This window comes from Ralstonia sp. VS2407, from assembly GCF_052950655.1.
On the sequence record NZ_JBRFVG010000003.1, the window covers coordinates 329,423 to 353,204 of the forward strand.

A 23,782-nucleotide genomic window follows, 5' to 3' on the forward strand; every position below is an offset into this window, starting at 1 on the left:
AGCAACCCGCCATGACATCCTCCCCAACCGATGTAAAGCCGCCCGGCGGCCTGCGCCAGATTCCCACCGGCATCTGGGTGCTGGGCTGCGTCAGCCTGCTGATGGACATCGCCTCCGAGATGATCCACAGCTTGCTGCCGCTGTTCATGGTGTCAGTGCTGGGAGCAAGTGCCTTGTCGGTCGGCCTGATCGAGGGGCTGGGCGAATCGACTGCGCTCATCGTCAAGATTTTCTCCGGCACGCTGAGCGACTACCTTGGCAAGCGCAAGGGCCTGGCGGCGTTCGGCTATGCGCTGGGCGCGCTGTCCAAGCCGCTGTTCGCCATGGCGCCCACGGCCGGCGTTGTGCTGACGGCTCGCCTGGTGGACCGCCTCGGCAAAGGCATCCGCGGTGCACCGCGCGATGCGCTGGTCGCCGACATTGCCCCGCCTGCGCTGCGCGGCGCGGCCTTCGGGCTGCGGCAGGCGCTCGATACCGTGGGCGCATTTCTGGGGCCGCTTCTGGCCGTCGGGCTGATGCTGCTGTGGGCCGATGATTTTCGCGCCGTGTTCTGGGTGGCCGTGGTGCCGGCACTGTTGTCCGTAGCGCTGCTGATGTTTGGCCTGCGCGAGCCCGAGACCCACGACGGCGCGCGCCGCACCAACCCCATCCGCCGCGACAACCTCCAGCGGCTGAACGGCGCGTACTGGTGGGTGGTGATGATCGGCGCAGTCTTCACACTTGCACGTTTTTCCGAGGCCTTTCTGGTCCTGCGTGCACAGCAAGGCGGCATTCCCGTGGCACTGGTGCCGCTGGTCATGGTGGCGATGAACGTCGTCTATGCGTTGGCCGCGTATCCGTTCGGCAAGCTCTCAGACCGCATGAGCCATACGAAGCTGCTGGCGCTCGGGCTGGCGGTGCTGATTGCCGCGGATGTGGTGCTTGGCCTGTCTGCCCACTGGAGCGTGGTGATCGCGGGCGTGGCGTTGTGGGGCGTGCATATGGGCATCACGCAGGGCTTGCTGGCAACCATGATCGCCGATACGGCACCGGCCGACTTGCGCGGCACCGCTTACGGCATGTTCAACCTGGTAAGTGGGCTGGCCATGTTGGGCGCCAGCGTTCTGGCCGGGCTGCTGTGGGACAACCTGGGCGCAGCCGCAACGTTCCACGCGGGTGCGGTGTTCTGTGTGCTGGCGTTGGGGCTGCTGGCGATACGAGGGAAATCTTCGGGGCCGATCACTTGACTCCCGTGACGTTCGGCTGCGCCTTGAACCAGTCCACCAGAAAATCCAGCATGGCCCGCAGCGCCGCCGGCATCTGCCTGCGCGAGCTGTACACGCCGTGAATGCCCAGCGCCTGCGGCACGTGGTCGGGCAGCAGGCGCACGAGTTGCCCGCTTGCGATCAGCGGCGCGGCAGCAAACACCGGCTGCAGCACAATGCCCGCGCCCTCCCGCGCCGCTGTCAATAACACCATCGACTCATTCGCACTCAGATTGCCGCCCACCGGCACGTCCGACGGGGCACCCGTCTTCGCATCCGTGAACTTCCACAGGCTTTTGCCAAAGTACGAATACGTCAGGCAGTTGTGAATAGCCAGATCCTCCACGCGGCGCGGTGTGCCATGCGCGGCCAGGTACGACGGCGCCGCAACAACGACGGACTCACACGTGCCCAGCGGCCGCGCAATCAGGTTCGGATCGAGGTCATTGGTAATGCGCACGGCCAGGTCGATGCGCTCTTCCACGAGGTTGATGGTGCGGTTGTCGACCACCAGATCGACTGCCGTTTGCGGATAGCGGCGCAGGTAGGCCGTCACCGCCACGCTCAACGTCTGCTGCGCCAGGGACTGCGCGCAGGCAATGCGCAGTAGACCGCGCGGCGTATCGGCTTCGAGACCATCCGCCACGGCCATCTGTGACGCGATTTCCAGCATCTGGCGGCAGCGCGCGAGCGTCACTTCACCGGCCGGTGTCAGGCCGATGCGGCGCGTGGTCCGGTGCAGCAGGCGCGCCCCGGACCACGCCTCCATCTCTGCCAGATAACGCGTGACCATCGCGCGCGACATGTCGAGCCCTTCAGCGGCGGCACTCAGGCTGCCGCGATCGACAATCGCCACGAACACTTCGGCTGACGTGATGCGATCCATATTTGATCGATTGGCGAAACAAATATGCGCATCTTAGGCGGTTTTTCGATCGGATCAAGCAACCTACAGTAACGCCATCGCACTCACCACATCCAACTGGAGAAACCCGATGTCCCTGCTCCGCGCCCTGCTTGCCGCCGCCCTTGTCAGCGCCGGCTTTGTTGCCCACGCTGCCGCGCCCACGCCATTGCATCTCGAGGTCTACAACCCCGGCGACAAGGGCGTCTTCCCGGTGTCATCGGAAATCATCACCGGCGCGCACGAGGCCGTCCTGGTCGACGCGCAATTCCAGCGCAGCGATGCAGAAGCGCTCGCGCAAAAGCTCAAGGCCAGCGGCAAGACGCTCACCACGGTCTACATCAGCCAGAGCGATCCGGATTACTACTTCGGGCTCGATGTCATCCGCGCGGCATTCCCGAAAGCAAAGATCGTCGCCACGCCGCAGACGGTGGCCGCCATCAAGGCATCAATGAACGGCAAGCTCGCCTACTGGGGCCCGATCCTGAAGGACAATGCGCCCAAGACGCTCGTGCTGCCCGACGTGCTGCACGCCGACCACCTCACGCTGGAAGGCCGCACTATCGAGATCAAGGGGCTGAACGGCCCGGACGCGGCACGCACCTATCTGTGGATTCCGTCCATCAAGACCGTGGCCGGCGGCGTGGTCGTCAACAGCGGTGACCACGTTTGGGTTGCCGACACGCAAACGCGCGAATCCCGCCTGGGCTGGTTGCAGACGCTCGACAACATCACGGCGCTCAAGCCGACGACGGTGGTGCCGGGCCACTTCACCGGGGCGATGCCCAAGGGGCTGGAGGCGGTCCGCTTTACAGCCGATTACCTCAAGACATTCGAGATGCAGGCCGCCAAGGCCAACAACTCGGCGGAGCTGATCAAGGCGATGAAGGCCGCGTACCCGACGCTGGCCGGCGACGCATCGCTGGAGTTGAGCGCCAAGGTCATCAAGGGCGAAATGAAGTGGCCGCAGTAAGCTGGCCAATCACCGGGGAAACAACATGACGACGTTGCATTACATCTACGACCCGCTGTGCGGCTGGTGCTACGGCGCCGCACCGCTGGTGGAAGCGGCGCGCACGGTGCCGGGCCTGACGATCGCCTTCCACGGCGGCGGCATGCTTGCTGGCACGAACCGCCGCGCGGTGACGCCCCAATGGCGCGACTACGTAATGCCGCACGACCACCGCATTGCAGAATTGACCGGCCAGCCCTTTGGCGAGGCCTACTTTGAAGGCCTGTTGCGCGACACCACTGCCACGATGGATTCGGAGCCACCCATCACCGCAATACTTGCTGCGCAAGCGCTGGGCGGCCGCGGGCTCGACATGATCCATCGCGTCCAACGCGCGCATTACGAAGAAGGCCGGCGCATTGCAGATGTGCCCGTACTGCGCGAGCTGGCAGCGGAGATCGGCCTGTCGCCCGATGCCTTCGACGCGGAATACGCGCGACAAACCGGTGCGCTCACGCAGCAGCACATCACGCAAAGCCGGCAGTGGCTCGATCGTGTGGGCGGTCAGGGGTTTCCGACATTTGCGCTGGAGGATGCCGACGGCCAACTCGGCATCATCGACATCGGCCCGTGGCTTGGCAATCCGGAGCACTGGGCACAGGCCCTGACCCAGCACATCGGCGCGCCCGCCCCGGCCAGCGAAGCCGACGGCCCCGTCTGCGGGCCGGACGGCTGCGCGTAACGAGGTGGCGCTCAGCTTTTGAGCGGCCAGCGGGCAAGTTCGTCGTAACGCGTCTTGCCCAGCCAGCTATGGATGAGAACGAACTCGCGCACCCTCCACGTGATGGGTTCGATTGCCTTCGGCGCAAAGCCTCCGCGGTCATACAGCAGCGTGATGTGCGGTTTGAACGTCCCGTGCGGCACGGGCACGGCGGCATGTTGGAGCGCCTCGCCCAGCGCCGCCTGAAACGCCGTCAAACCGGCCACACCTTCATCGCCCAAGAGAACAAACGGCCGGTGATCACGTCGGCCATGAAAGCTCACCACTTGGTTGAACGTGGCATCGAATGCCGGCAAGGCCAGGCTGTCCGCCGCTGCGCGCACGCGCGCCACGATATCGTCAGGCGGCAGATGAACGAAATCGCCCAGATGATGCAGCGTGACATGCAGGCGCTCCGTACGCAGCGCCTTGCCTTTGAAACCCACCACGGGCCGCAATTGTTCGATCAGGCGCGCTATGCGCCCTGCGGTCTCGGCGTCGGGCTTGATCGCCAGAAACAGGCGATGCGCGGGCAACTGCGGGGTGGCTTCGAATCCGGGAAGAGTGAGCTGGGTCACGGCAGGGTCGTCAAACGCCGGGCTGGCGATCCACCCATTATCGACGCCCGCATGACGTCCCGCTGAAAGTCGTGTTGCCCGCATCAAAAACAACGCCCGGCCGTGCGAACCTGCCGGGCGTCGTCTTTTGGATGTGATGCGACGATCAGATATCGAAGAACACCGTCTCCGCGCCGCCATCCGGCGTGTCTTGCAGGCGCACGTCGAAGGTGTAGACCACCTCGCCGTTACGCTCGCTGCGCTGGGCAATCAGCGTCTTGCGGCGCACTTCCCACTCGATACCGTTCAGCACCGGGTCCGTGCCGTTGGCCGCGACCTCGTCGCTGAAGTACACGCGTGTGTGCAGGCCGAGGTTGATGCCGCGCGCAAACAGGATCATGCAGATGTGCGGTGCCTGCGTGGTACCACTGCGGCCCGCCACAGCGCCCGGCTTGATGGTGTCGAAGCGATAGACGCCCGTATCGAAATCCGCTCCCGCGCGGCCCCAGCCACGGAATGCCTGGTCGACAGGTTTGTCTTGCCGATCAGCGGGATGCGCATATTTGCCATCGGCGTTGGCCTGCCAGATCTCGATCAGCACATCGCGCACGAGCGAGCCGGAGCCATCGTAGACACGCCCTTCCAGCGCGATGCGTTCGCCGCGCGTGGCGGGTGTCGTCAGCGTGCTGCCGAATTCCTTGTCGTAGATGTCAAAGCCGGCCTGGCGCGGTGCTAGGCCGATGTGCACGTACGGGCCGCCCGTCTGCGACGCGGTCTCGTTGAAATGCGCGAACGGCGGCGTTGTCGTCATGGCCGTTGCCTGTGCACGTTCGAGCGATTCACGCTGTGTGGTCGTGGTCATCACTTGGCTCCTTGCAGGGCGGGCACGGCGTTTTCGAAATGCGTGGCACGGCGGCCGCGCAGCGTGATGTCGAAGCGGTAGCAGCGGCTGTCGAGTGGCACGTGGTTTGCCGTGTCGTGCAGCGCGATCAGCCCGCGCACCTGCTCTTCGCTTGGAATGGTCTTGATGATTGGGCACTGCGCGATCATCGGATCGCCCTCGAAGTACATCTGCGTGATGAGGCGCTGGGCCCAGCCATCGCCCGAGAGCGAGTAATGGATGTGCGACGGGCGCCAATCGTTGATGCGGTTACGCCACGGATACGGGCCGGGCTTGATGGTGCGATAGACGTAGTAGCCGTTGGCGTCCGTCAGCATGCGGCCGCAGCCGCCGAAGTTCGGGTCGATCGGCGCAATGTACTGGTCTTTCTTGTGGCGGTAGCGGCCGCCGGCGTTGGCCTGCCACACCTCCACCAGCGCGTTCGGCACGGGGCGGCCGAACTCGTCGCGCACATAGCCATGGACGATGATGCGCTCGCCGATCGGCAAGCCTTCCTTGGCGTAGTTGAGGATCAGGTCGTTGTCGAGCGCGCCCAGGTCGTCGGCGTGGAACACCGGTGCAGTGGTTTCCGACAGCGTATTCAGGGTGGAGATGAGCGCGTTGCGCGGCGAACGCAGCACGCTGGTCTTGTAGCCGGGGGTCAGTGCGGGCGGATGCTGCGCGGTGTCACGCTGGGCGAATTCGCCGGTGCCGGAAAGCGGCAGGGTCATGGGGCGTCTCCTTATGAAACTTATGAAATCGTGGGAAGACTGTATCGCCGACAAAAAGTGAAGTAAATTGACTTCTTATCGGAAAATCGATAACCCCAAGTTATGGAAAGAGTCTTTTCGGCCGATCTGCCGTCTCGCATCCGCTTTCGTCATCTGAGCTGTTTTGTCGCCATCGCGCAGGAGCGCAACCTGCGGCGCGCCGCAGAGCGGCTGCATCTGAGCCAGCCGGCGGTTTCGAAAACGCTGGGTGAACTGGAAGCACTGGCCGGTGTGCAACTCGTGGAGCGCGGCCGGCAAGGTGCGCGGCTCACCGCTGCCGGCGAGCAATTCCTGCGGCATGCGGTGGGCGTGACGCAGGCGCTGGAATCGGCCACTGCCGCGCTGATGGGATCAACGGACGCGTCCGCGCCGGTCGTACATGTAGGCGCCCTGCCGACGGTGGCCAGCAGCCTCCTGCCCCAGGCGATTGCCCATTTGCACGCGCAGCGCCCGCATGCCGGCGTGCAGTTGCGCACCGGCACCAATGTCGAGCTGCTGACCGCGCTCAAGGCCGGCGAACTCGACTTCATCGTCGGGCGTATGGCCGAGCCGGATCGCATGCAGGGGCTGTCGTTCGAATTGCTGTATGCCGAGCCGCTGGCGCTGGTCGTGCGGCCCGGGCATCCGCTGTTGACGCAGCCAGGTGCGTCGGCCTCGCTGCAGGCGGTGCTGGATTACCCGCTGGTGATTGCCACGCAGGGCACGGTGCCGCGCCATCACACCGAGGCGCTGTTCCAGACGCACGGGCTACGCTTGCCCGCGGGGGTAACGGAAACGCTTTCGGTGTCCGTCGCACGGCTGCTGGCGTGTCGATCTGACGCGGTGTGGATCACGCCCGAGCGCGCTGCGGGCGACGATCTGGCGCACGGCCAACTCGCCCGCCTGGACATCCCCACGTCCAGCACCAAGGAGCCCGTCGGTCTGCTGCGCAGAAGCGACGCCACACCAAGCGAACTGGCCAGCGCGTTCATGGAACTGCTGACCGAACTGGCGCAAGCGCCCTACTGAGCCGCCTCGCCCAAAAAAATGCCGACCTCATGGCCGGCATTCTTCTTTCGACGCACCGCATCGATCAGCGGTGCGCCATCTCCACGTCATCGGCGGCATCGAAGACACTGCGATCGGTCTGCCTCAGCAACTGGCTGGTGATCGTCCCGGCAGTCATCGAGCCGTTGACGTTGAGCGCGGTACGGCCCATGTCGATCAGCGGTTCGATGGAGATCAGCAGTGCCACGAGCGTCACCGGTAAGCCCATGGCCGGCAGCACGATCAACGCCGCGAAAGTCGCGCCACCGCCCACCCCTGCCACGCCAACCGAGCTGAGGGTGACGATTGCCACCAGCGTTGCAATCCACACAGGATCGAACGGGTTGACGCCGACGGTGGGCGCCACCATCACAGCCAGCATGGCCGGATACAGGCCCGCGCAGCCATTCTGGCCAATGGTCGTGCCAAACGAGGCGGCGAAACTCGCGATCGACTCCGGCACGCCGATGCGCCGCGTCTGCGCCTCGATGCTCAGCGGAATGGTGGCGGCACTCGATCGGCTCGTGAACGCGAACGACAGTGCCGGCCAGACCTTGCGGAAGAAACGAAGCGGGTTGATGCCGTTGAGCGTAAGCAGCACGGCATGCACGCCAAACATGATCGCCAGGCCCAGGTAAGAGGCCACCACGAAACCGCCAAGCTTGATGATGTCCTGCACGTTGGACACGGCCACCACGTTGGTCATGAGCGCCAGCACACCGTAAGGGGTCAGGCGGATGACGAGCCGCACGAGCTTCATCACCCAGGCCTGCGCGGTGTCGATGGCGGTCAGCACGCGCTGGCCCTTCACCGCATCATCCTTGAGCAGGTTCAACGCCGCCACGCCCAGGAACGCGGCAAAGATCACCACGCCGATGATGGATGTCGGCTTGGCGCCGGTCAGCTCGGCAAACGGGTTCTTCGGAATGAAGGACTGCACCAGCTGCGGCACAGACAGGTCGGCCACCTTGCCGACATAGTTGTCCTGGATGGCGGTCAGGCGTGCGGTTTCCTGCGCGCCTTGCACCAGCCCCTGCGCCGTCAGGCCAAACAGGTGGGTGACGAACACCCCGACCAGGGCGGAGATCAGCGTCGTGAGCAGCAGCGTGCCGATTGTCAGCACGCTGATCTTGCCCAGCGACGCCGTGCTGTTGAGCTTGGCCACCGAGTTCAGCACCGACACCAGCACCAGCGGCATGACGATCATCTGCAGCAGCTGGATATAGCCACCGCCAACGATGCTGAACCAGGAGATCGACTGCTTGAGCGTCGCGCTGTCGTCGCCATAGATCAGGTGCAGCGCCAGCCCGAACACGATGCCCAGCACCATGCCCAGCAGCACACGTTTGGCCAGACTCCAGTTCGCGTTCACGCGACCCAGAGCGATCAGCAGGACGACGAAAGTCGCGATATTGAGTAAGAGCGGGAGATTCATGGCGTTTGTGTCGCAAGCTGCGATCGAAATCGAGCCGGCATCTTACGCCAGTCGCACAAAGGTTGCCCGAGCACGGACCGCCTCACCCATGCGCGCTGACTCCCCGCGGAGCCCGCACCGGCTTGGCTTTGTGGTCGGCTTGTTTCCGTGCGCGGTGACGAAGAATGCGCCTGCGCCAGTGCTCGCGGCGCCGCATCTCCCCGCATGCGAGTAGCTTTCCTAAATGAAAAAAAAAGCCCGCACAAGTGCGGGCCGACAAGGAGCCGAGCGATCAGGAGGTCACGCTCAGTCAGAAGCCAGAAGTCAGAACGAGTGGACGATACCGGTGTAAGCACCCAGCTGGTTCTTGCCCGGTGCCGGGTTGTTGTTGGTCGCCTCCACCGAGAAGTTGGCGGTGGCGCTGTTCTGCACCGTGCCGACGCTCGCGTATAGCATCGTGCGCTTGGACAGGTTGTAGTTGGCACCCGCCATGAACAGGTTGGCGTTGCCGCCACCGTGGTTCACGTTGACACGGTAGGCCGCGCCGATCAGCGTCAGCGCCGGCGTGACTTCGTAGTTGATGCCCAGCCAGTAGTGGTTGGCCTTGGTCGGGGCGCCCGCCGCGGCATCCGGCGCCGACAGGTTTTCATACGCCGCAAACAGCTTGGCCTTGCCGATGGTGTACGTGCCGCCGATCGTCGCTTCCTTCGAGAAATTGAAGATGTCGCTGAACTTGCCGTTGCCGTCGCGGATCACGTCGTAGATCGCGCGCACTTCCAGCGGGCCCGTCTTGTAGACGGCGGACACGCCATCGCGGCGGCTGTTGGTAAAGGAGCCGGGCTGTTCGCCCAGGCCGGTCTGCAGGCCGATCTGGAAGCCGCCCCAGGTCGGGCTCTGGTATTCGACGACGTTGTTGGCGCCCGGCCAGTTGCGCCCGCGCACCAGCGTGGCCGAGCCAATGAACTGCTGGCCGGTCGGGTCCAGGAACCAGACGTCGTTGCTGATGAAGAGGTTCTTGCCGGCCGTCAACGTGCCCCAGGTCGGGCTGGACAGGCCGACGTACGAACGGCGGTTGAAGAGCGCGTCGCCGTTGGTCCGGCCTTGGGCCGCGCCAAAACCGGACTCGAGCCGGAAGAGCGCCTGCAGGCCACCGCCGAGATCCTCCTTGCCCATGAACCCGAACATGCTGGTCCCCCACTGGTTGTCGGCGGCGCGCCAGAGGCTGCCGCCCGGCGAGGTCGCAGTGGGGGCGACATTGTTCTGGTAGTCGATGCCGCTGGCGACGCGGCCGTACAGCGTGACGTTGGTTTGTGCATGCGCGGCGCCAGCGGCCGCGCACACGATTGCCGCGCACAGCGGGCCAGTTACTCGTTTTTTCATTGTCATCTCCTCTCTCTGGTGTCATGCCGGCCACGGCCGGAATTGCTTCTACTGCGGTTGCTGTTGCAAATCGAAAATGCGGCTCATCGGTATCCACTTCTGACCCACGGGCGTCCAGGGTGTGGGCGCCTGAAACTGCCACATCAACGCTTCCCATTCCCGGATCTTCGGGTCCGTGTCGGTGGCAAGCGCCATGCGCTCGGCGTCGTAGATGGCGTCGTCGGTCTCCATGAGCATCACCATGCGGGTGCCCAGGCGATAGATCTCCATGCCGGTCACGCCATGCACGCGCAGGTGCCGCGCAACTTCGGGCCAGATGCGTTGATGGTGGGCTTCGTACGTGGCGATGAGCGCCGCGTCGTCTTTCAGATCCAGAGCGAGGCAGTAGCGCATGGCAGCCTCACGTCAGCGCACGGTCGAGGTGCGTGTAGCCACCGTCGACAAACACCCACTGGCCCGTCGTGTGCGAGGCCTGTGCAGAGAGCAGGAAGACCGTGGTGCTCGCAATCTCGTCGGCGGTGGTCATGCGTTTGCCGAGCGGGATCTTCGATGTAATCGCTGCGAGCTTGGCATCGGGGTTGTCGAACGTGGCGATCCAGCGTTCATACAGCGGCGTGAGCACCTCCGCCGGAATGACCGCATTGACGCGCACGCCATCCGGCGCCAGCGACGCCGCCCATTCCCGCGTGAGCGACAGCTGTGCACCCTTCGCGGCGGTGTACCCGCTCGTATTGCCTTGCCCCGTCAGCGCCGTTTTCGACGAGATATTGACGATGGCCCCTCGGCTCGCTTTCAGGTGTGGCACACACAGATGTGCCATGACGTAGTAATGGATGAGGTTCTTTTCGAGCGACCGAACGAAGGCGTCCCGGCCGGCGTCCAATCCCACGCTGTCGTTGATGCCGGCATTGTTGACAAGGCCATCGATGTGCCCGAACTCGCGCACGGTTTCTTCCACCATGCCGCGGCAATCGACCTCATCTTCCAGGTCGAACTGGAAGAAGCGGGCTTTCGGCTGCCGACGCATCAGCTCGGCTTCAAACGCCGGGGCCATCGGGCTCTTGCCGCAGACGACGGGAATGGCGCCCTCGGCCGCCAGTTGCAGCGAGATGGCCGCGCCAATGCCGGCCGCGCCGCCCGTGACGATGATGACTTTGTCTTGCAGATGCAAATCCATGGTTCAAGCCTTGAGTTGCAGGTTGTAGCAGCGGGTGGCGTTGCCACCCCAGAGATCGACGCGTTCCGTGGCGCTGAGCCGCTCTTCGGCCCAGACGTGCAGCACGTCGTACACCGTGCCGTACGACGCCGCGAGCTGGCACACAGGCCAATCCGACCCAAACATCACGCGGGTGGGGCCGAACACGTCCAGAGCCACGTCAAGGCATTCACGCGCGTGCTGAACGTCGCGCACGGTCACACCCTTTCGCCAATCGGCTTCGGTCAGCAGGCCGGAAAGCTTGCAGGCGACGTGCGGCATGTCCTTGAACGGTGCCAGCGCGGCCCGCCAGCGCGCCAGGGCCTGTGCGTCACGCTCGAACGCTTCAAGCGGCGGCTTGCCCAAGTGATCCAACACCAGCCAGTGATGATCGTGCCGGCCGCAGAAATCCACGGCGGGCGCGAGTTGGTGGCCAAACACCAGCACGTCGTACGTGTAGCCCCAGAGCTGCAGCAGCGCGATGCCTTGCTCGAATGCCGGGTCCGACAAGAATGCGGCCACGTCCGGTTCGTCCTGCACGGTGTGCCGGAAGCCGACCAGTTTGTGCTCACCGCTCCTTGCCTCGAGGCGCGACTCAAGATCGGTGGCATGCAAGTCTTCCCAACCGACCACGCCGACAATCCAGTCATGCGCAGCGGCAAGGTCGAGCAGGAAATCCGTTTCCTCACGCACGCCGCGCGCCTGCACGGCAATCGCCGCGTCCAGGCGTTGCGCGCGCAGTTGGGGCAGCAGGTCGGCAGGCAGATGGTCTCTGGCCAGGGCTTCCATGCCGGGGCCGATCCAGGAATACGCCTCGGGTTGATAGCGCCAGAAATGCTGGTGCGCGTCGATTCGGGGCACGGGCAGCGCGGGGTCCGTCATCGCATCAGCCCCGGAAGCGGTACTGCTCAAGCGATGCCGGTTTCATCGTGATGGAGAAACCCGGTGCCTGCGGCGGCAGATAGGCGGCGTTGCGCACCACACAAGGGTCGACAAAGTGCTCGTGCAGATGGTCGACGTACTCGACGACGCGGCCCTCGCGCGTGCCCGACACGCAGATGTAGTCGATCATCGAGAGATGCTGCACGTACTCGCACAGGCCCACGCCGCCGGCATGCGGGCACACCGGCAGGCCGTACTTGGCGGCCAGCAGCAACACAGCCAGGATTTCGTTCACGCCGCCCAGGCGGCACGCGTCGATCTGCACAACGTCAATCGCGCCGCGCATGATGAACTGCTTGAAGAGAATGCGGTTCTGACACATCTCGCCGGTGGCGACCTTGACGGGGGCAACGGCTTCGCGCACCTTGCGATGGCCTTCCACATCGTCCGGGCTGGTCGGCTCTTCAATGAACCACGGCTTGGCGAAACCGAGTTCGCGCACCCAGTCGATGGCTTCCTTGACCTCCCAGACCTGGTTGGCATCGATCATCAGTTCGCGGTCCGGCCCAAGCACTTCGCGGGCGATGGAGACGCGGCGAATGTCGTCCTTCAGATCGCGCCCGACCTTGAGCTTGACGTGGCGGAAGCCGCTGTCGACGGCCTCGCGGCAGAGGCGGCGCAGCTTGTCGTCGTCATAGCCGAGCCAGCCGGCGGACGTGGTGTAGCACGGGTAGCCTTCCTGCTCCAGCGTGCGGATCCGCTCGGCCTTGCCCGGCGCCTGCTTGCGCAGCAGGTCCAGTGCTTCTTCGGGCGTGATGCCGTCGGTGATGTAGCGGAAGTCGATGCAGCGCACGAGTTCTTCCGGCGTGAGATCGGCCACCAGGCGCCACAGCGGCTTGCCTTCGGCCTTGGCCCACAGATCCCACGCCGCATTGACGACCGCGCCGGTGGCCAGGTGGATGGCGCCCTTGTCCGGGCCGATCCAGCGCAACTGGCTGTCGGACGTGACATGACGCCAGAAGCGGCCCATGTCTTCACGAATCCAGTCGAGATCCAACCCTTCCACCAGATGGCGCATCGCCGCGATGGCCGCGCAGCAGACCTCGTTGCCGCGCCCGATGGTGAAGGTCAGGCCGTGGCCTTCCAGGCCAGGCTGGTCAGTCTCCAGGATCACGTAGGCCGCGGAGTAGTCCGGGTCCGGGTTCATCGCGTCGGAGCCGTCGAGATGCTGCGAGGTCGGAAAGCGCACGTCCAGCACGCGCAGGGATCGGATGATGGTCATGAGTATCGTGTTCGGGATTGCGGAATGCCTGCCCTTCAGCCTTGTGCGTCCACCGTGCGCTGGCGCTGCTCGCCCAGGCCCTCGATGCCCAGGCGCATGGTCTGGCCCGCGCGCAGATAGACCGGCGGCTTCTGCCCCAGCCCCACGCCCGGCGGCGTGCCGGTGGAAATCACATCGCCCGGCTGCAGGCTCATGAAGCGGCTCAGGTAGCTGACGAGATGCGCCACGCCAAACACCATGGTCGACGTCGATCCGTTCTGGTAACGATGCCCATCCACCTCCAGCCACAGATGCAGCGCCTGCGGATTGGGCACCTCGTCGGCGGTGACGAGCCACGGGCCGATGGGGCCGAAGGTGTCGCAGCCCTTGCCCTTGTCCCACGTGCCGCCGCGCTCGAGCTGGTATTCGCGCTCCGACACATCGTTGATGACGCAATAACCGGCCACATGCGCGAGCGCATCGGCCTCGCTGATGTACCGGCCGCCCTTGCCGATCACCACGCCAAGCTCGACTTCCCAATCGGTCTTGACCGAGCCGCGCGGAATTTCCACGTCGTCGTTGGGGCCGCAGATGGCGCTGGTCCATTTGCCGAAGACGACCGGCTCAGCCGGCACTTCAGCGCCTGTCTCGGCAGCGTGGTCGGAGTAGTTCAGGCCGATGCAGATGAACTTGCCGACGTTGCCCACGCAGGCGCCCAGGCGCAGGCCCGCTTGCGGCGTGCCATCGACGATGGGCAGGCGGCTGATGTCGAGCGTGCGCAGTCGAGCGAGGCTCTCGGGCAGCAGCGCAGCGCCGGCAATGTCGTCAATCACGCCGGACAGGTCGCGCACTTGACCTTGCGCATCGAGCAGGCCGGGCTTTTCCTGGCCCTTGGGGCCGTAGCGGAGGAGTTTCATCGTGTTGTCGTTGTGAACTGCAATCAATCAAGCCAAATCAGTTGGACCAGCCGCCGTCGATCACGCAGCAAGTGCCGGTCGTGAAGCGGGACTCATCCGAAGCCAGGTACGTGGCCAGCGCGGCAATCTCGTCTGCCGTGCCGACACGGCCCATCGGTTGGCGTGCAACGAAGGCCGCACGGATGGTGTCGATCGGCACGTTCTGTTCCTGCGCCTGCGCTGCAATGCGCTGCTCAAGCGACGGAGACTCCACTGTGCCCGGGCAGATGGCGTTGCAGCGGATGCCGCGGGCCACAAAGTCGGCGGCAATCGCCTTGGTCATGCCGATGACGGCGGCCTTGGTCGTGCCATACACGAAGCGGTTCGGCACGCCCTTCACGCTGGACGCGGCGGACGCCATGTTGATGATCGACGCCCCGCCGTTGTCGAGCATCTTCGGCAACAGCGCACGCGTCAGGCGGTACATCGACGTCACGTTGAGCTGCCAAGAGAACGCCCAGTCGTCTTCCGAACATTCGAGGATGCTGCCGGCGTGCACGAAGCCCGCGCAGTTGAACAGCGCATCGAAGGCGGCTTCTTCGCGTGCCAGGACGGCAACGGCGTTGGCGTCCGTCACGTCCAGGCGCAAGGTGCGAACGCCGGCGGTCTCTGCCAGCGTGGCCAGCGCCTGTGCGTTGATGTCGGTGGCGAGCACCTGCGCGCCTTCTTTTGCAAACATCATCGCGCTGGCCCGGCCAATACCCTGCCCAGCCGCCGTCACGAGGATGCGTTTTCCTTGGAGTCTCATTGCGTCTGCGTTCCGGCGCGGGCCACGTTGGCGATGGCCCATTCCGGCAATGGAGTTAAAACACTGCGCCGTTCAGGAAAGGGATTCAGCCGGCATGGCGGCGAACGACGCTCCGCCACGCCCCTTGTTGCGATGATTCGTCAGTACAGGACGTTCTTGGCCTCGGGCGAATCCAGGTTCTGCTTGTTGACCATCATCACGCCGGTGTCGACCTGCTTCTGCACGGGCTTCTTCTCGATCACGCTGACGACCGTTTCGATGCCCTTGTAGCCCATCTGGTACGAGCTTTGGACGGCGATGGCGCGGATCGTGCCGTCGCGCACGAAGCCCTGCAGATCCTGGTTGCCGTCAAAGCCGATGGCGGCCACCTTGCCGCTCTTGCCCGACTGCTGCAGCGCGCGTCCCATGCCGACTGCCGTCGGCTCGTTTGCACCGAAGATACCCTTCAGATCGGGGTTGGCGGCCAGCACGTCGGTCGTCTGGTTCAGCGCCGTTGCCATTTGCGATTGCGAGTAGAACGGCCCAACGATCTGCAGCTTCGAGTGCGCCTCGATGTATTTCTTGAAGCCGCCCACACGGCCGATTTCAGACCCAGCGCCCGGCACGTACGACATGATCGCGATCTTGCCGGTCTGGCCGACAGCGTCGATCATCGCCTTCGCGCACAACTCGCCCGCCTTCGCGTTGTCCGTGGAGAGGAACGATTGGTAGTACTGCTTGCCGGAGTCGGACACCATCGAGTCGATCAGCACCACGGGGATGTGCGCCTCCCATGCCTTCTTCATCGCCGGCACCAGCGCGTCCGGGTCGGACGGCGCCAGCACGATGCCCGCGACATGCCGGTTCACAGCGTTCTCGACCATGTTCACTTCGTCGGCAATGGCCGATTCTGCTGCGGGGCCCTGGAAGGTCATCGTGTAGCCCTTCGCTTTGCCCATGGCGGCCGTCGCGCCCTTCTGAACGTTCTGCCAGTAGTTGGAATTTGCCGATTTCACGATCACGGCAATTTCACCGCCTGCCGCCTGCGCATAGGCAGAGAACAGTGCACACGTTGCTGCAACCACCGCCAGTACGGAAAACTTCTTCATGTCTCACTCCTTGGTTTTGGTTTGAACTGCTCGACTTAGAGCCGCCAACAAAACCGCCCTGGCGTCGTTGCGCCTCCCGAGGTGACGAACATTCGGTACTACATGTACTGTCTGCGTCGGCACGCCTAGCCAGGACAATTTTGTTAGCGGCTCTTACAACTTGCGGTTTCTGAGCTGATCGATCCAGACGGTGCCAAGGATGACCACGCCGATGATGATCTGCTGGATAAAACTCGATACGCCGTTCATGTTGAGCCCGTTGCGCAACACGCCGATCACGAACGCGCCAATGGCCGTGCCCGAGACCGTTCCGACACCGCCCATCAGCGACGTCCCGCCGATCACGGCACTGGCAATCGCGTCAAGTTCGTACATCACGCCTTCGTTCGGTTGTGCGGTCACGAGACGAGACATCAGCACGCACCCCGTCATCCCTGCCAGCAGGCCCGACAGCACATACGTGAACAGCTTCACGCCCTGCACGTTCACACCGGACAGGCGCGCCGCTTCAGCATTCGAACCGACTGCATAGATGTGGCGGCCCAATGACGTGCGCGACAGCAGCACCGAGACAGCGATGAACAGCGCCAGCATGATCACCACCGGGTAAGGAATGCCGGGGAAGACCGTGTCCGGAAAGCCGTCTGCGCCGATGTGCGAGATGCGAAACAGTGCGCCGTTGCCGAGTTCGCCAAAGGCGTCACCCAGGCCCGAGACTGGACGGGCACCCGTGATCTGCAGGGCCAGGCCGCGCGCGACCAGCATCATGCCCAGCGTGGCAATGAATGGTGGCAGGCCCATCCGCGTGATGCAGATACCGTTGACCCATCCGCACATGGCACCGACCACCACGCCGGCCAGCATGGCAAACGGCACCGGTACGCCCATCTTCACGAGCAGCGCGGCCACCACGCCGGAGAGCGCCAGCACCGAGCCCACCGACAGATCGATGCCGCCGGTGATGATCACGCACGTGGCGGCCACGCCCAGGTAGGCAATCGATGTGACTTGCAGTGCGACGGTCATGAAGTTGCCGACCGAAAAGAACGCTGCGCTGGTGGCGGAAAACGCGATCACAAGCGCCACGAGGCTGCCGAGCGCGGCAAACTTCTGGATCAAGTCCCGATGGTGTTGCTTGCGCTGCGTTTTCACGGCCTGCGGCTGATCTGATGTCATTTCAAGCATGTGTTCGTCCTGATGCGTAATGCAGAATTTCTTCCTGGTTGGTCTTCCGTGTTTCCAGGACTGCGGTGATGCGGCCTTCGTGAAAGACGGCAATTCGATCGGTCATGCCCAGCAGTTCCGGTAGCTCCGAGCTGATCAACACGACACCGACACCGTCCGCGGCGAGTTCGTCCATCAGCCCATAGATCGCGTACTTGGCGCCAACGTCGATGCCCCGCGTGGGCTCATCGAAAAACAGGATGCGCGAACCGCGATACAGCCATTTGCCGATCACGATCTTCTGTTGATTGCCGCCCGACAGATTGCGCACGGTCTGCCCGACCGACGGCGTGCGGATGTTCAGCTCGCGCACGTAGCGCTGTGCCACAGCGGTCTCTTCGGAAAAACGCAGAAAGCCATGCGAGGAGATCGCCCGGACATTGGCCAGGGTGATGTTCACGGCCACCGGCATCGACAGCGCCAGACCATCTTTCTTTCTGTCTTCAGACAGGTAGGCAATGCCCTGCCGAATGGCCTCGCGCGGCGAACGGATCGTGACCGGCTGATCGCCCATATGGCCCAGCGTGATCGACCCGGAGTCGAGCCGCTCCGCACCGAAAATGGCCCGTGCCACCTCCGTGCGCCCCGCGCCCATCAAGCCGGCAAAACCGAGAATCTCGCCCTTGCGCAACTCGAACGACACCGGGCCGAAGACGCCAGCGCGGCTCAGTGCGTTCACACGCAACAACACCTCGTCGGTCGGTACCGACTTGCGCGCGGGAAATACATCGTCCAGCGAGCGGCCAACCATCCGCGCGACGATCTCGTTGACGCTGGTGGAAGCAAAATCGCTCGTGGCGATATGGCGGCCGTCACGCAGCACCGTCACGCGATCGACAATCTCGGCCATCTCATCCAGCCGGTGCGAGATATACAGAATCGCCACGCCATCGGCGCGCAACTCCTTGATGATGCGAAACAACTGAACGGTTTCGGATTCCGTGAGCGAAGACGTGGGCTCGTCCATGATCAGCACACGCGCGTTGAGCGAGAGCGCCTTGGCAATCTCCACCATCTGCTGCTGCGCAATCGATAGGGCGCTGACCAGCGTGGTCGGCTCCACGGCCAGGCCGATCCGCTGCAGATAGCTCCGTGCGTTGGTGTTGAGCTTGCGGTAATCGATGAACGGGCCGCGCTTGGGCTCACGCGCCAGGAAGATGTTCTCCGCCACCGACAAGTGCGGCACGAGATTCAGCTCCTGATGGATGATCGCAATGCCGGCCGCCTGCGCCTCGGATGTCGACGCAAAGCGCACCGCCTCACCCCGGTACGAGATGACGCCATCGTCTGCGGTGTACTGGCCACTGATAATCTTCATCAGGGTGGATTTGCCGGCACCGTTTTCGCCGCAGACGGCATGGACTTCGCCCACGCGCAGATCCAGATCCACACCATCCAGCGCAATGACGCCGGGAAAGCGTTTGCCGATGCGCTGCAAGCAAAGAATCTCTTGCGGCATCGACGATCTGGAGCTGCTTACGTGCGTAGGCACGGCATCAGCACTGCTCATCGTGGTCTCCGTTGTGTTGCGAGGCTCCGATCTTCCGCTCGACGCACTGGTAAGTCCAGTTCGGAGCGATTCGATCAGCCCAAGCATTTTTTGGTCAAGCCAATATCACTTACAACACACCTGCCTGACCACTAGTGCAAACCCTGAAGTGTTGCTGACACCAGTCTAGACAACGGCTGGCGGTGCCCATGCTAGACTCGAAACACACCCATGCGCGGCAACGCGCGCGCCAAAAACCACACCACAATGAAGCAGACAGAGCCAAAGCGGCTTTACCAATCTGTAGCCGCGCAAATTCTTGCGCTGATCCAACAGGAAAAGCTCGGACCGGGCACACGCTTACCTCCGGAGCGCGAACTGGCGCAGACGCTGGGCGTATCGCGCCCCTCGTTGCGCGAGGCGTTGATCGCCCTGGAGATTGGCGGCCAGGTTGAGATCCGCATGGGTTCCGGCGTATATGTGCAAGACGCAAGCGCGGCGAGCGAGAGTGCGGCCATTCCGTCGCTGGGCGAAAGCCCTTCCGAACTGATGCAGGCCCGGGCCGTGCTTGAGGGCGACGTGATCACGCTCGCCACAGGGCGGCTGACCGCGGCCACGCTCGATAAGCTCCAGCGCACCATCGACCGCATGAAGAAACTCGCATTGGGTGGAAAGTCGCCCACCGACGCTGACCGTCAGTTCCACATGCTGATTGCGGAGACCGCCGGCAATTCGGTCCTGAGCCGATTCGTGGCGGAGCTGTTCGACAGCCGCCATGACCCGCTCGCCATGGCGATCCGCGACCATGCGGAGGGCGAATCAAGCTGGCATGCGGCCGTGCACGAACACGAAGAGATTCTCAGGGCGCTGCAGGCCGGCGACCCCATCGCCGCGCAAACCGCCATGCGGGCGCACTTAAGGGCGTCGGAAGAGCGCTGGATCGCGGGCGCCATTCAGCAAGACAGCGCGCAGTAGCCGCACTCACCCATGCGCGGTCCGCTCGCGGCCGCGCAACTCCTCCCCGCCACCCACGCCGCTCCCACCCCAATGCGGCCTGACCAAATTTCAGGCCGCATCGCCTTGCCCCCTTGAAAACAAGGGATTTTCTGCATCAGGGTTTCCCCCATCAAGGATTTTCTCTCAAGATGTTAAATTGGTCTGACCAATAGGTGAGGCCTGTTTGGCATGACCAGTTGCCGGAGACGGAGTCCGCTTCCTCCAACTTGGCGCAGTACGCGCGCGCAATCCGACCTCACCTCTTCCACCCAAGGAGACCGGAAGGTGACCTACCGTTTGCCATTGCCACGCGCCCATACACACACGCTTCAACGACCCCATCGAGCCGACATCCGCGGCGCTACTCCGGCTGGAGCCGCATCATGCTGACCGTCGTTTGCGAAACACCGGGCACGCTGCTGGCCCTGGACCGGCCGGTCCCAAGCCCCGCCGAAGGCGAAGTGCTGCTGCGCGTCAAACGCGTCGGCGTGTGCGGCACCGACCTGCACATCTTCACGGGCAATCAGCCTTACCTGAACTACCCGCGCGTAATGGGGCATGAGCTGTCGGGAATCGTCGAGCAGGCACCGGCCGGAAGCGCGCTGGCCAAGGGCGACGTGGTGTACGTGATGCCTTACCTGTCATGCGGACACTGCGTCGCCTGCCGCCAGGGCCGGACAAACTGCTGCGTCAACATCCAGGTGCTGGGCGTGCATCGCGACGGGGCGTTCACGGAATACCTCAGCGTGCCGCAAGCCTTCGTGCACAAGGCGGACGGCGTCAGCCTGGATCAGGCCGCGATGGTGGAATTCCTGGCCATTGGCGCGCATGCCGTGCGCCGGGCGCAGGTGCGCGCCGGGCAGCGCGTGCTGGTGGTCGGCGCCGGCCCGATCGGCATGGCCGCCATGATCTTTGCCAAACTGCGCGGCGCGGTTGTCACGGCGCTGGACTCCCGTGCCGATCGCCTTGCCTTTGCGAAGGAGCAACTTGGTGTGGACGCCAGCGTTGCGCTGGGCGATACCGACGAAGCGCAACTCGCCGCGCTCACCGGCAATGAGTTTTATGACGTCGTGTTCGATGCCACGGGCAATCCGAAAGCCATGGAGCGTGGCTTGCGCTTTGTGGCGCATGCCGGCACCTATGTGCTGATCTCGGTGGTGGCGGCCAACATCTCGTTCTCCGATCCGGAATTCCACAAGCGCGAGACCACGCTGCTCGCCAGCCGCAACGCCACCACGGAAGATTTTGAGACCGTGCTCGACGCCATGCGCGCGGGCAAGATTCCGACCGCGCTGAACACCCACCGCATGGCGCTGGCAGACGTGCCCGAGCACTTCAAGACGCTGCTCGACCCCGCCGCCGGCGTGGTGAAAGCCATCGTGGAGTGCTGAGCGCATGACCGAGCCGATCCTCCAGTTCGGCACGAGCCGCTTCCTGCAGGCGCACGTCGACTTGTTCGTGTCGGAAGCGCTCGATGCAGGACACGCGCTGGGCGGCATCACGGTCGTACAGACCACGTCCAGCCCGGCCAGCGCTGCACGTGTGGCGGCGCTGGCTGGCGGCGCGGGTTACCCGGTGCGCATTCGCGGCTTGCGAGACGGCACACCCGTTGACCAGACCGTCACCTGCCGTGCCGTGCGGCGCGCCCTGCAGGCCGAGGCGGACTGGGAACAACTGCGTGACCTCATGGCAACGGAGGTGCGGGTCGTGGTGTCCAACACCGCCGACCAGGGCTACCAGTTGGACCCACGCGATGACGCCAGCTTGATACAGCAGCCATCGCGCGTGCCGCGCAGCTTCCCCGCGAAACTGGTGGCGCTGCTGCTCGGCCGCTGGCTCCGACAGCCGAAGGCACCGCTCTCGCTGTTTCCGTGCGAACTGATCGAGCGCAATGGCGACACGCTGTGCGCGACGGTCTGCGCGCTGGCGCAACAGTGGGCGCTGCCCGCCGCTTTCATCGATTGGCTGCGCACGCATTGCGTGTGGGCCAACTCGCTCGTAGACCGCATCGTCTCGGAGGCATTGCTCCCCGTGGGCGCCGTGGCGGAGCCGTACGCGCTCTGGGCCATCGAACGCCGCCCGGGATTGGTGCTGCCCTGCACGCACCCGGCCATCGTGCTAACGGACGAACTCGATCATCACGAGCGCCTCAAGCTCTTTCTGCTCAACGCAGGCCACACCTTTCTGGCCGAGCGTTGGCGCGAAGATGCGCATCCCGCCGATATGACCGTCGTGCAGGCCATGGAAGACCCGCACCTGCGCCCGGCGCTGGAAGCACTGTGGCGCGACGAGATCGTTCCCGTATTTGCAGCCCTCGGCAAGCGCGAGGCGGCCGAGGCCTATCTCGTCTCGCTGCGCGAAAGGCTATTGAACCCCTACCTTGCCCACCGCCTTGCCGACATCGCGCAGAACCACGCGCAGAAGAAGCAGCGGCGCCTGGCGCCCATCGTCGCGCTCGCGCGGCAGTTGGGCTTGCACCTCGCCCAGCCGCGCCTGAACGCCGCGCTGGCCAATCCGAATTGAACCTGCAAAGCACCATGTCCGACGCATCCCTCATTCTTCTTGCCCCCGACGACGACGTGGCCGTCGCGCGTGTGGCGCTCGCGCCTGGCGCGGCACTCAACGCCGGATTGACCACCCGCGACGCCATTCCCGCCGGTCACAAGGTCGCATTGCGCGACATCGCAGTGGGCCAGCCGGTGCACAAGTATGGGCAGGTCATTGGCGTGGCCACTGCGCCCATCCGTGCGGGTGAGCACGTGCATGTGCACAACATCGGCATGGCCAACTCCGCCGCCGAGCACGCTGTGGGCCACGCGTATCGCGCCACCATCCCCGTCGACACGCCTGCCACGTTCGAAGGCTACGTGCGGGCGGATGGCCGCGTCGGCACGCGCAATTTCATTGGCGTCATCTCCAGCGTGAACTGCTCGGCCACCGTGTGCCGGCATATCGTGCAAGCGGCGCAGGCAGAGGCGGCCGCGTTTCCCAATGTGGACGGCGTTGTTGCCATCACACACGGCAGCGGCTGCGGCATGGCCGGCAATGGCGAGGGGTTGGAACTGCTGCAGCGCACGCTGCGCGGCTACGCCGACCACCCCAACTTTGCCGGCGTGCTGATCGTTGGCCTCGGTTGCGAAGTCAACCAGGTTGCACCGCTCGTCCAGATGCTGGGCGCCCGCACACCGGGCCTGTTCGCATCGCTCACGATCCAGGAAGAAGGCGGCACGCGCGAGGCGATTGCGGCCGGCCTGTCCATGCTGCGCGACATGCTGCCGATCGCGAATCAGGCACAACGCAGCACCGTCCCGGCAAGCCACCTCACGGTGGGCCTGCAATGCGGCGGGTCGGACGGCTACTCGGGCATCAGCGCCAACCCCGCACTGGGCGCAGCGGTGGATCTGCTGGTGCGACACGGGGGCACCGCAGTGCTATCCGAAACGCCCGAGATCTATGGCGCGGAACACCTGTTGACTGCGCGCGCTGCAACGCCTGCCGTGGCCGACGCGTTGATGCAACGGTTGGCCTGGTGGGAGCACTACACCAGCACGCTGGGCGCCGACATGAACAACAACCCTTCGCCCGGCAACAAGGCCGGCGGCGTCACGACCATCCTGGAGAAATCCCTCGGCGCGGTCGCCAAAGGCGGCAGCAGCGGCCTGATGGCCGTGTATGAATACGCCCAACCAGTGCAGGCGCACGGCCTCGTCTTCATGGACACGCCGGGCTACGACCCCGTGTCCGCCACGGGCCAGGTCGCAGGCGGGGCCAACCTGATCTGCTTCACAACGGGCCGCGGGTCCACCTACGGCTGCAAGCCAGTGCCATCGTTGAAGCTTGCCACCAACAGCACGCTCTATCGGCACATGGAACTCGACATGGACTACGACTGCGGCGGCATCGTCGATGGCCGCCTCAGCATTGCACAAGCCGGCCAGGCGCTGTTCGAACTGATGCTCACTACCGCATCCGGCAGCCGCTCCAAGAGCGAACTCAATGGTCTTGGCGACAACGAGTTCGTACCGTGGCAGCTTGGCGCGGTGATGTAAGGGGGGG

23 protein-coding genes are annotated in these 23,782 nt (G+C 64.4%); 8 read left to right on the top strand and 15 right to left on the bottom strand.

The window, feature by feature from the left end; translation table 11 throughout:
- Positions 1-11: 11 nt before the first annotated feature.
- Complete coding sequence (locus ACU8YE_RS07195; protein WP_446928405.1) at positions 12-1,226, top strand: MFS transporter; 1,215 nt, start codon at positions 12-14, stop codon at positions 1,224-1,226.
- Here ACU8YE_RS07195 and ACU8YE_RS07200 read toward each other — a convergent pair.
- The gene (locus ACU8YE_RS07200; RefSeq protein ID WP_446928406.1) at positions 1,219-2,130 is read right to left on the bottom strand and encodes a LysR family transcriptional regulator; all 912 of its coding nucleotides are present in this window, start codon (positions 2,128-2,130) and stop codon (positions 1,219-1,221) included. The two genes, ACU8YE_RS07195 and ACU8YE_RS07200, sit on opposite strands and share 8 nt — an antisense overlap.
- A gap of 109 nt (positions 2,131-2,239) precedes the next feature.
- On the opposite strand from ACU8YE_RS07200, the gene ACU8YE_RS07205 reads away from it, so the two are divergent.
- Positions 2,240-3,121: an MBL fold metallo-hydrolase gene (locus tag ACU8YE_RS07205; RefSeq protein WP_446928407.1), complete on the top strand. Its 882-nt coding sequence runs from the start codon at positions 2,240-2,242 to the stop codon at positions 3,119-3,121.
- A 25-nt stretch (positions 3,122-3,146) separates the two neighbouring features.
- On the top strand, positions 3,147-3,842 hold the full coding sequence (locus ACU8YE_RS07210; protein WP_446928408.1) for a DsbA family protein: 696 nt from the start codon (positions 3,147-3,149) through the stop codon (positions 3,840-3,842).
- Between the two features lie 11 nt (positions 3,843-3,853).
- On the opposite strand, the gene thpR is transcribed toward ACU8YE_RS07210, so the two are convergent.
- From thpR to pcaH, 3 genes are all read right to left on the bottom strand, one after another.
- A complete protein-coding gene (gene thpR, locus ACU8YE_RS07215) occupies positions 3,854-4,522 on the bottom strand; it encodes an RNA 2',3'-cyclic phosphodiesterase (protein WP_446928409.1) in 669 nt (222 codons plus the stop codon).
- 61 nt (positions 4,523-4,583) lie between these two features.
- Positions 4,584-5,279, bottom strand: a complete 696-nt coding sequence (pcaG, locus tag ACU8YE_RS07220) for a protocatechuate 3,4-dioxygenase subunit alpha (protein ID WP_446928410.1) — start codon at positions 5,277-5,279, stop codon at positions 4,584-4,586.
- Positions 5,279-6,028 (bottom strand): protocatechuate 3,4-dioxygenase subunit beta, encoded by a 750-nt coding sequence (gene pcaH / locus ACU8YE_RS07225; RefSeq protein ID WP_004626742.1) that lies wholly within the window; start codon positions 6,026-6,028, stop codon positions 5,279-5,281. The genes pcaG and pcaH overlap by 1 nt, the downstream gene beginning before the upstream one ends.
- A 102-nt stretch (positions 6,029-6,130) precedes the next feature.
- Here pcaH and pcaQ point away from each other — a divergent pair, with 102 nt between their 5' ends.
- On the top strand, positions 6,131-7,075 hold the full coding sequence (gene pcaQ, locus ACU8YE_RS07230; RefSeq protein WP_446928411.1) for a pca operon transcription factor PcaQ: 945 nt from the start codon (positions 6,131-6,133) through the stop codon (positions 7,073-7,075).
- Positions 7,076-7,139: 64 nt separating this feature from the next.
- Here the strand turns inward: pcaQ and ACU8YE_RS07235 are convergent, their stop codons facing one another.
- The 11 genes from ACU8YE_RS07235 to ACU8YE_RS07285 form a co-directional block, all read right to left on the bottom strand.
- Positions 7,140-8,528 carry an L-cystine transporter gene (locus ACU8YE_RS07235; RefSeq protein ID WP_446928412.1) on the bottom strand — a complete coding sequence of 463 codons (1,389 nt, stop codon included), beginning with the start codon at positions 8,526-8,528 and terminating at the stop codon, positions 7,140-7,142.
- 303 nt (positions 8,529-8,831) lie between these two features.
- Positions 8,832-9,887, bottom strand: coding sequence for a porin (locus ACU8YE_RS07240; RefSeq protein ID WP_232042758.1), 1,056 nt, complete (start codon positions 9,885-9,887; stop codon positions 8,832-8,834).
- 48 nt (positions 9,888-9,935) lie between these two features.
- Complete coding sequence (locus ACU8YE_RS07245; protein ID WP_446928413.1) at positions 9,936-10,280, bottom strand: L-rhamnose mutarotase; 345 nt, start codon at positions 10,278-10,280, stop codon at positions 9,936-9,938.
- 7 nt (positions 10,281-10,287) lie between these two features.
- Positions 10,288-11,064, bottom strand: coding sequence for an SDR family oxidoreductase (locus ACU8YE_RS07250; RefSeq protein ID WP_316881192.1), 777 nt, complete (start codon positions 11,062-11,064; stop codon positions 10,288-10,290).
- A 3-nt stretch (positions 11,065-11,067) separates the two neighbouring features.
- Entirely contained in the window at positions 11,068-11,949 is an 882-nt protein-coding gene (locus tag ACU8YE_RS07255; protein WP_316869004.1) for an amidohydrolase family protein, read from the bottom strand.
- A gap of 19 nt (positions 11,950-11,968) precedes the next feature.
- Positions 11,969-13,246 carry an L-fuconate dehydratase gene (locus ACU8YE_RS07260; RefSeq protein ID WP_232042755.1) on the bottom strand — a complete coding sequence of 426 codons (1,278 nt, stop codon included), beginning with the start codon at positions 13,244-13,246 and terminating at the stop codon, positions 11,969-11,971.
- Between the two features lie 35 nt (positions 13,247-13,281).
- A complete protein-coding gene (locus ACU8YE_RS07265) occupies positions 13,282-14,142 on the bottom strand; it encodes an ureidoglycolate lyase (protein ID WP_104566896.1) in 861 nt (286 codons plus the stop codon).
- A 37-nt stretch (positions 14,143-14,179) separates the two neighbouring features.
- Positions 14,180-14,929, bottom strand: a complete 750-nt coding sequence (locus ACU8YE_RS07270) for an SDR family oxidoreductase (RefSeq protein WP_232042753.1) — start codon at positions 14,927-14,929, stop codon at positions 14,180-14,182.
- 140 nt (positions 14,930-15,069) lie between these two features.
- Positions 15,070-16,017 (bottom strand): ABC transporter substrate-binding protein, encoded by a 948-nt coding sequence (locus tag ACU8YE_RS07275; RefSeq protein WP_232042752.1) that lies wholly within the window; start codon positions 16,015-16,017, stop codon positions 15,070-15,072.
- Between the two features lie 153 nt (positions 16,018-16,170).
- Entirely contained in the window at positions 16,171-17,202 is a 1,032-nt protein-coding gene (locus ACU8YE_RS07280) for an ABC transporter permease (RefSeq protein ID WP_232042751.1), read from the bottom strand.
- Positions 17,195-18,700, bottom strand: a complete 1,506-nt coding sequence (locus ACU8YE_RS07285) for a sugar ABC transporter ATP-binding protein (protein ID WP_260802726.1) — start codon at positions 18,698-18,700, stop codon at positions 17,195-17,197. The genes ACU8YE_RS07280 and ACU8YE_RS07285 overlap by 8 nt, the downstream gene beginning before the upstream one ends.
- 297 nt (positions 18,701-18,997) lie before the next feature.
- On the opposite strand from ACU8YE_RS07285, the gene ACU8YE_RS07290 reads away from it, so the two are divergent.
- The 4 genes from ACU8YE_RS07290 (at position 18,998) to ACU8YE_RS07305 (ending at position 23,775) form a co-directional block, all read left to right on the top strand.
- Positions 18,998-19,705, top strand: a complete 708-nt coding sequence (locus tag ACU8YE_RS07290) for a FadR/GntR family transcriptional regulator (protein WP_232042750.1) — start codon at positions 18,998-19,000, stop codon at positions 19,703-19,705.
- Positions 19,706-20,109: 404 nt separating this feature from the next.
- The gene (locus tag ACU8YE_RS07295; RefSeq protein WP_232042749.1) at positions 20,110-21,117 is read left to right on the top strand and encodes a zinc-binding alcohol dehydrogenase family protein; all 1,008 of its coding nucleotides are present in this window, start codon (positions 20,110-20,112) and stop codon (positions 21,115-21,117) included.
- A gap of 4 nt (positions 21,118-21,121) precedes the next feature.
- Positions 21,122-22,249 carry a mannitol dehydrogenase family protein gene (locus tag ACU8YE_RS07300; protein WP_440077042.1) on the top strand — a complete coding sequence of 376 codons (1,128 nt, stop codon included), beginning with the start codon at positions 21,122-21,124 and terminating at the stop codon, positions 22,247-22,249.
- A 14-nt stretch (positions 22,250-22,263) separates the two neighbouring features.
- Positions 22,264-23,775, top strand: a complete 1,512-nt coding sequence (locus ACU8YE_RS07305) for a UxaA family hydrolase (protein ID WP_446928414.1) — start codon at positions 22,264-22,266, stop codon at positions 23,773-23,775.
- Positions 23,776-23,782 lie beyond the last annotated feature (7 nt).

Excerpts from the sequence above, each read along its gene's own strand:
- pcaG (WP_446928410.1), bottom strand. The coding sequence starts at position 5,279 with ATGACCACGACCACACAGCGTGAATCGCTCGAACGTGCACAGGCAACG.
- ACU8YE_RS07245 (WP_446928413.1), bottom strand. The coding sequence starts at position 10,280 with ATGCGCTACTGCCTCGCTCTGGATCTGAAAGACGACGCGGCGCTCATC.
- ACU8YE_RS07295 (WP_232042749.1), top strand. The coding sequence starts at position 20,110 with ATGCTGACCGTCGTTTGCGAAACACCGGGCACGCTGCTGGCCCTGGAC.
- ACU8YE_RS07200 (WP_446928406.1), bottom strand. The coding sequence starts at position 2,130 with ATGGATCGCATCACGTCAGCCGAAGTGTTCGTGGCGATTGTCGATCGC.
- ACU8YE_RS07240 (WP_232042758.1), bottom strand. The coding sequence starts at position 9,887 with ATGAAAAAACGAGTAACTGGCCCGCTGTGCGCGGCAATCGTGTGCGCG.
- ACU8YE_RS07195 (WP_446928405.1), top strand. The coding sequence starts at position 12 with ATGACATCCTCCCCAACCGATGTAAAGCCGCCCGGCGGCCTGCGCCAG.
- thpR (WP_446928409.1), bottom strand. The coding sequence starts at position 4,522 with ATGCGGGCAACACGACTTTCAGCGGGACGTCATGCGGGCGTCGATAAT.
- ACU8YE_RS07275 (WP_232042752.1), bottom strand. The coding sequence starts at position 16,017 with ATGAAGAAGTTTTCCGTACTGGCGGTGGTTGCAGCAACGTGTGCACTG.
- ACU8YE_RS07210 (WP_446928408.1), top strand. The coding sequence starts at position 3,147 with ATGACGACGTTGCATTACATCTACGACCCGCTGTGCGGCTGGTGCTAC.
- pcaQ (WP_446928411.1), top strand. The coding sequence starts at position 6,131 with ATGGAAAGAGTCTTTTCGGCCGATCTGCCGTCTCGCATCCGCTTTCGT.
- ACU8YE_RS07280 (WP_232042751.1), bottom strand. The coding sequence starts at position 17,202 with ATGCTTGAAATGACATCAGATCAGCCGCAGGCCGTGAAAACGCAGCGC.
- ACU8YE_RS07250 (WP_316881192.1), bottom strand. The coding sequence starts at position 11,064 with ATGGATTTGCATCTGCAAGACAAAGTCATCATCGTCACGGGCGGCGCG.
- ACU8YE_RS07260 (WP_232042755.1), bottom strand. The coding sequence starts at position 13,246 with ATGACCATCATCCGATCCCTGCGCGTGCTGGACGTGCGCTTTCCGACC.
- ACU8YE_RS07270 (WP_232042753.1), bottom strand. The coding sequence starts at position 14,929 with ATGAGACTCCAAGGAAAACGCATCCTCGTGACGGCGGCTGGGCAGGGT.
- ACU8YE_RS07235 (WP_446928412.1), bottom strand. The coding sequence starts at position 8,528 with ATGAATCTCCCGCTCTTACTCAATATCGCGACTTTCGTCGTCCTGCTG.
- ACU8YE_RS07300 (WP_440077042.1), top strand. The coding sequence starts at position 21,122 with ATGACCGAGCCGATCCTCCAGTTCGGCACGAGCCGCTTCCTGCAGGCG.
- ACU8YE_RS07285 (WP_260802726.1), bottom strand. The coding sequence starts at position 18,700 with ATGCCGCAAGAGATTCTTTGCTTGCAGCGCATCGGCAAACGCTTTCCC.
- ACU8YE_RS07265 (WP_104566896.1), bottom strand. The coding sequence starts at position 14,142 with ATGAAACTCCTCCGCTACGGCCCCAAGGGCCAGGAAAAGCCCGGCCTG.
- ACU8YE_RS07290 (WP_232042750.1), top strand. The coding sequence starts at position 18,998 with ATGAAGCAGACAGAGCCAAAGCGGCTTTACCAATCTGTAGCCGCGCAA.
- ACU8YE_RS07205 (WP_446928407.1), top strand. The coding sequence starts at position 2,240 with ATGTCCCTGCTCCGCGCCCTGCTTGCCGCCGCCCTTGTCAGCGCCGGC.
- pcaH (WP_004626742.1), bottom strand. The coding sequence starts at position 6,028 with ATGACCCTGCCGCTTTCCGGCACCGGCGAATTCGCCCAGCGTGACACC.
- ACU8YE_RS07305 (WP_446928414.1), top strand. The coding sequence starts at position 22,264 with ATGTCCGACGCATCCCTCATTCTTCTTGCCCCCGACGACGACGTGGCC.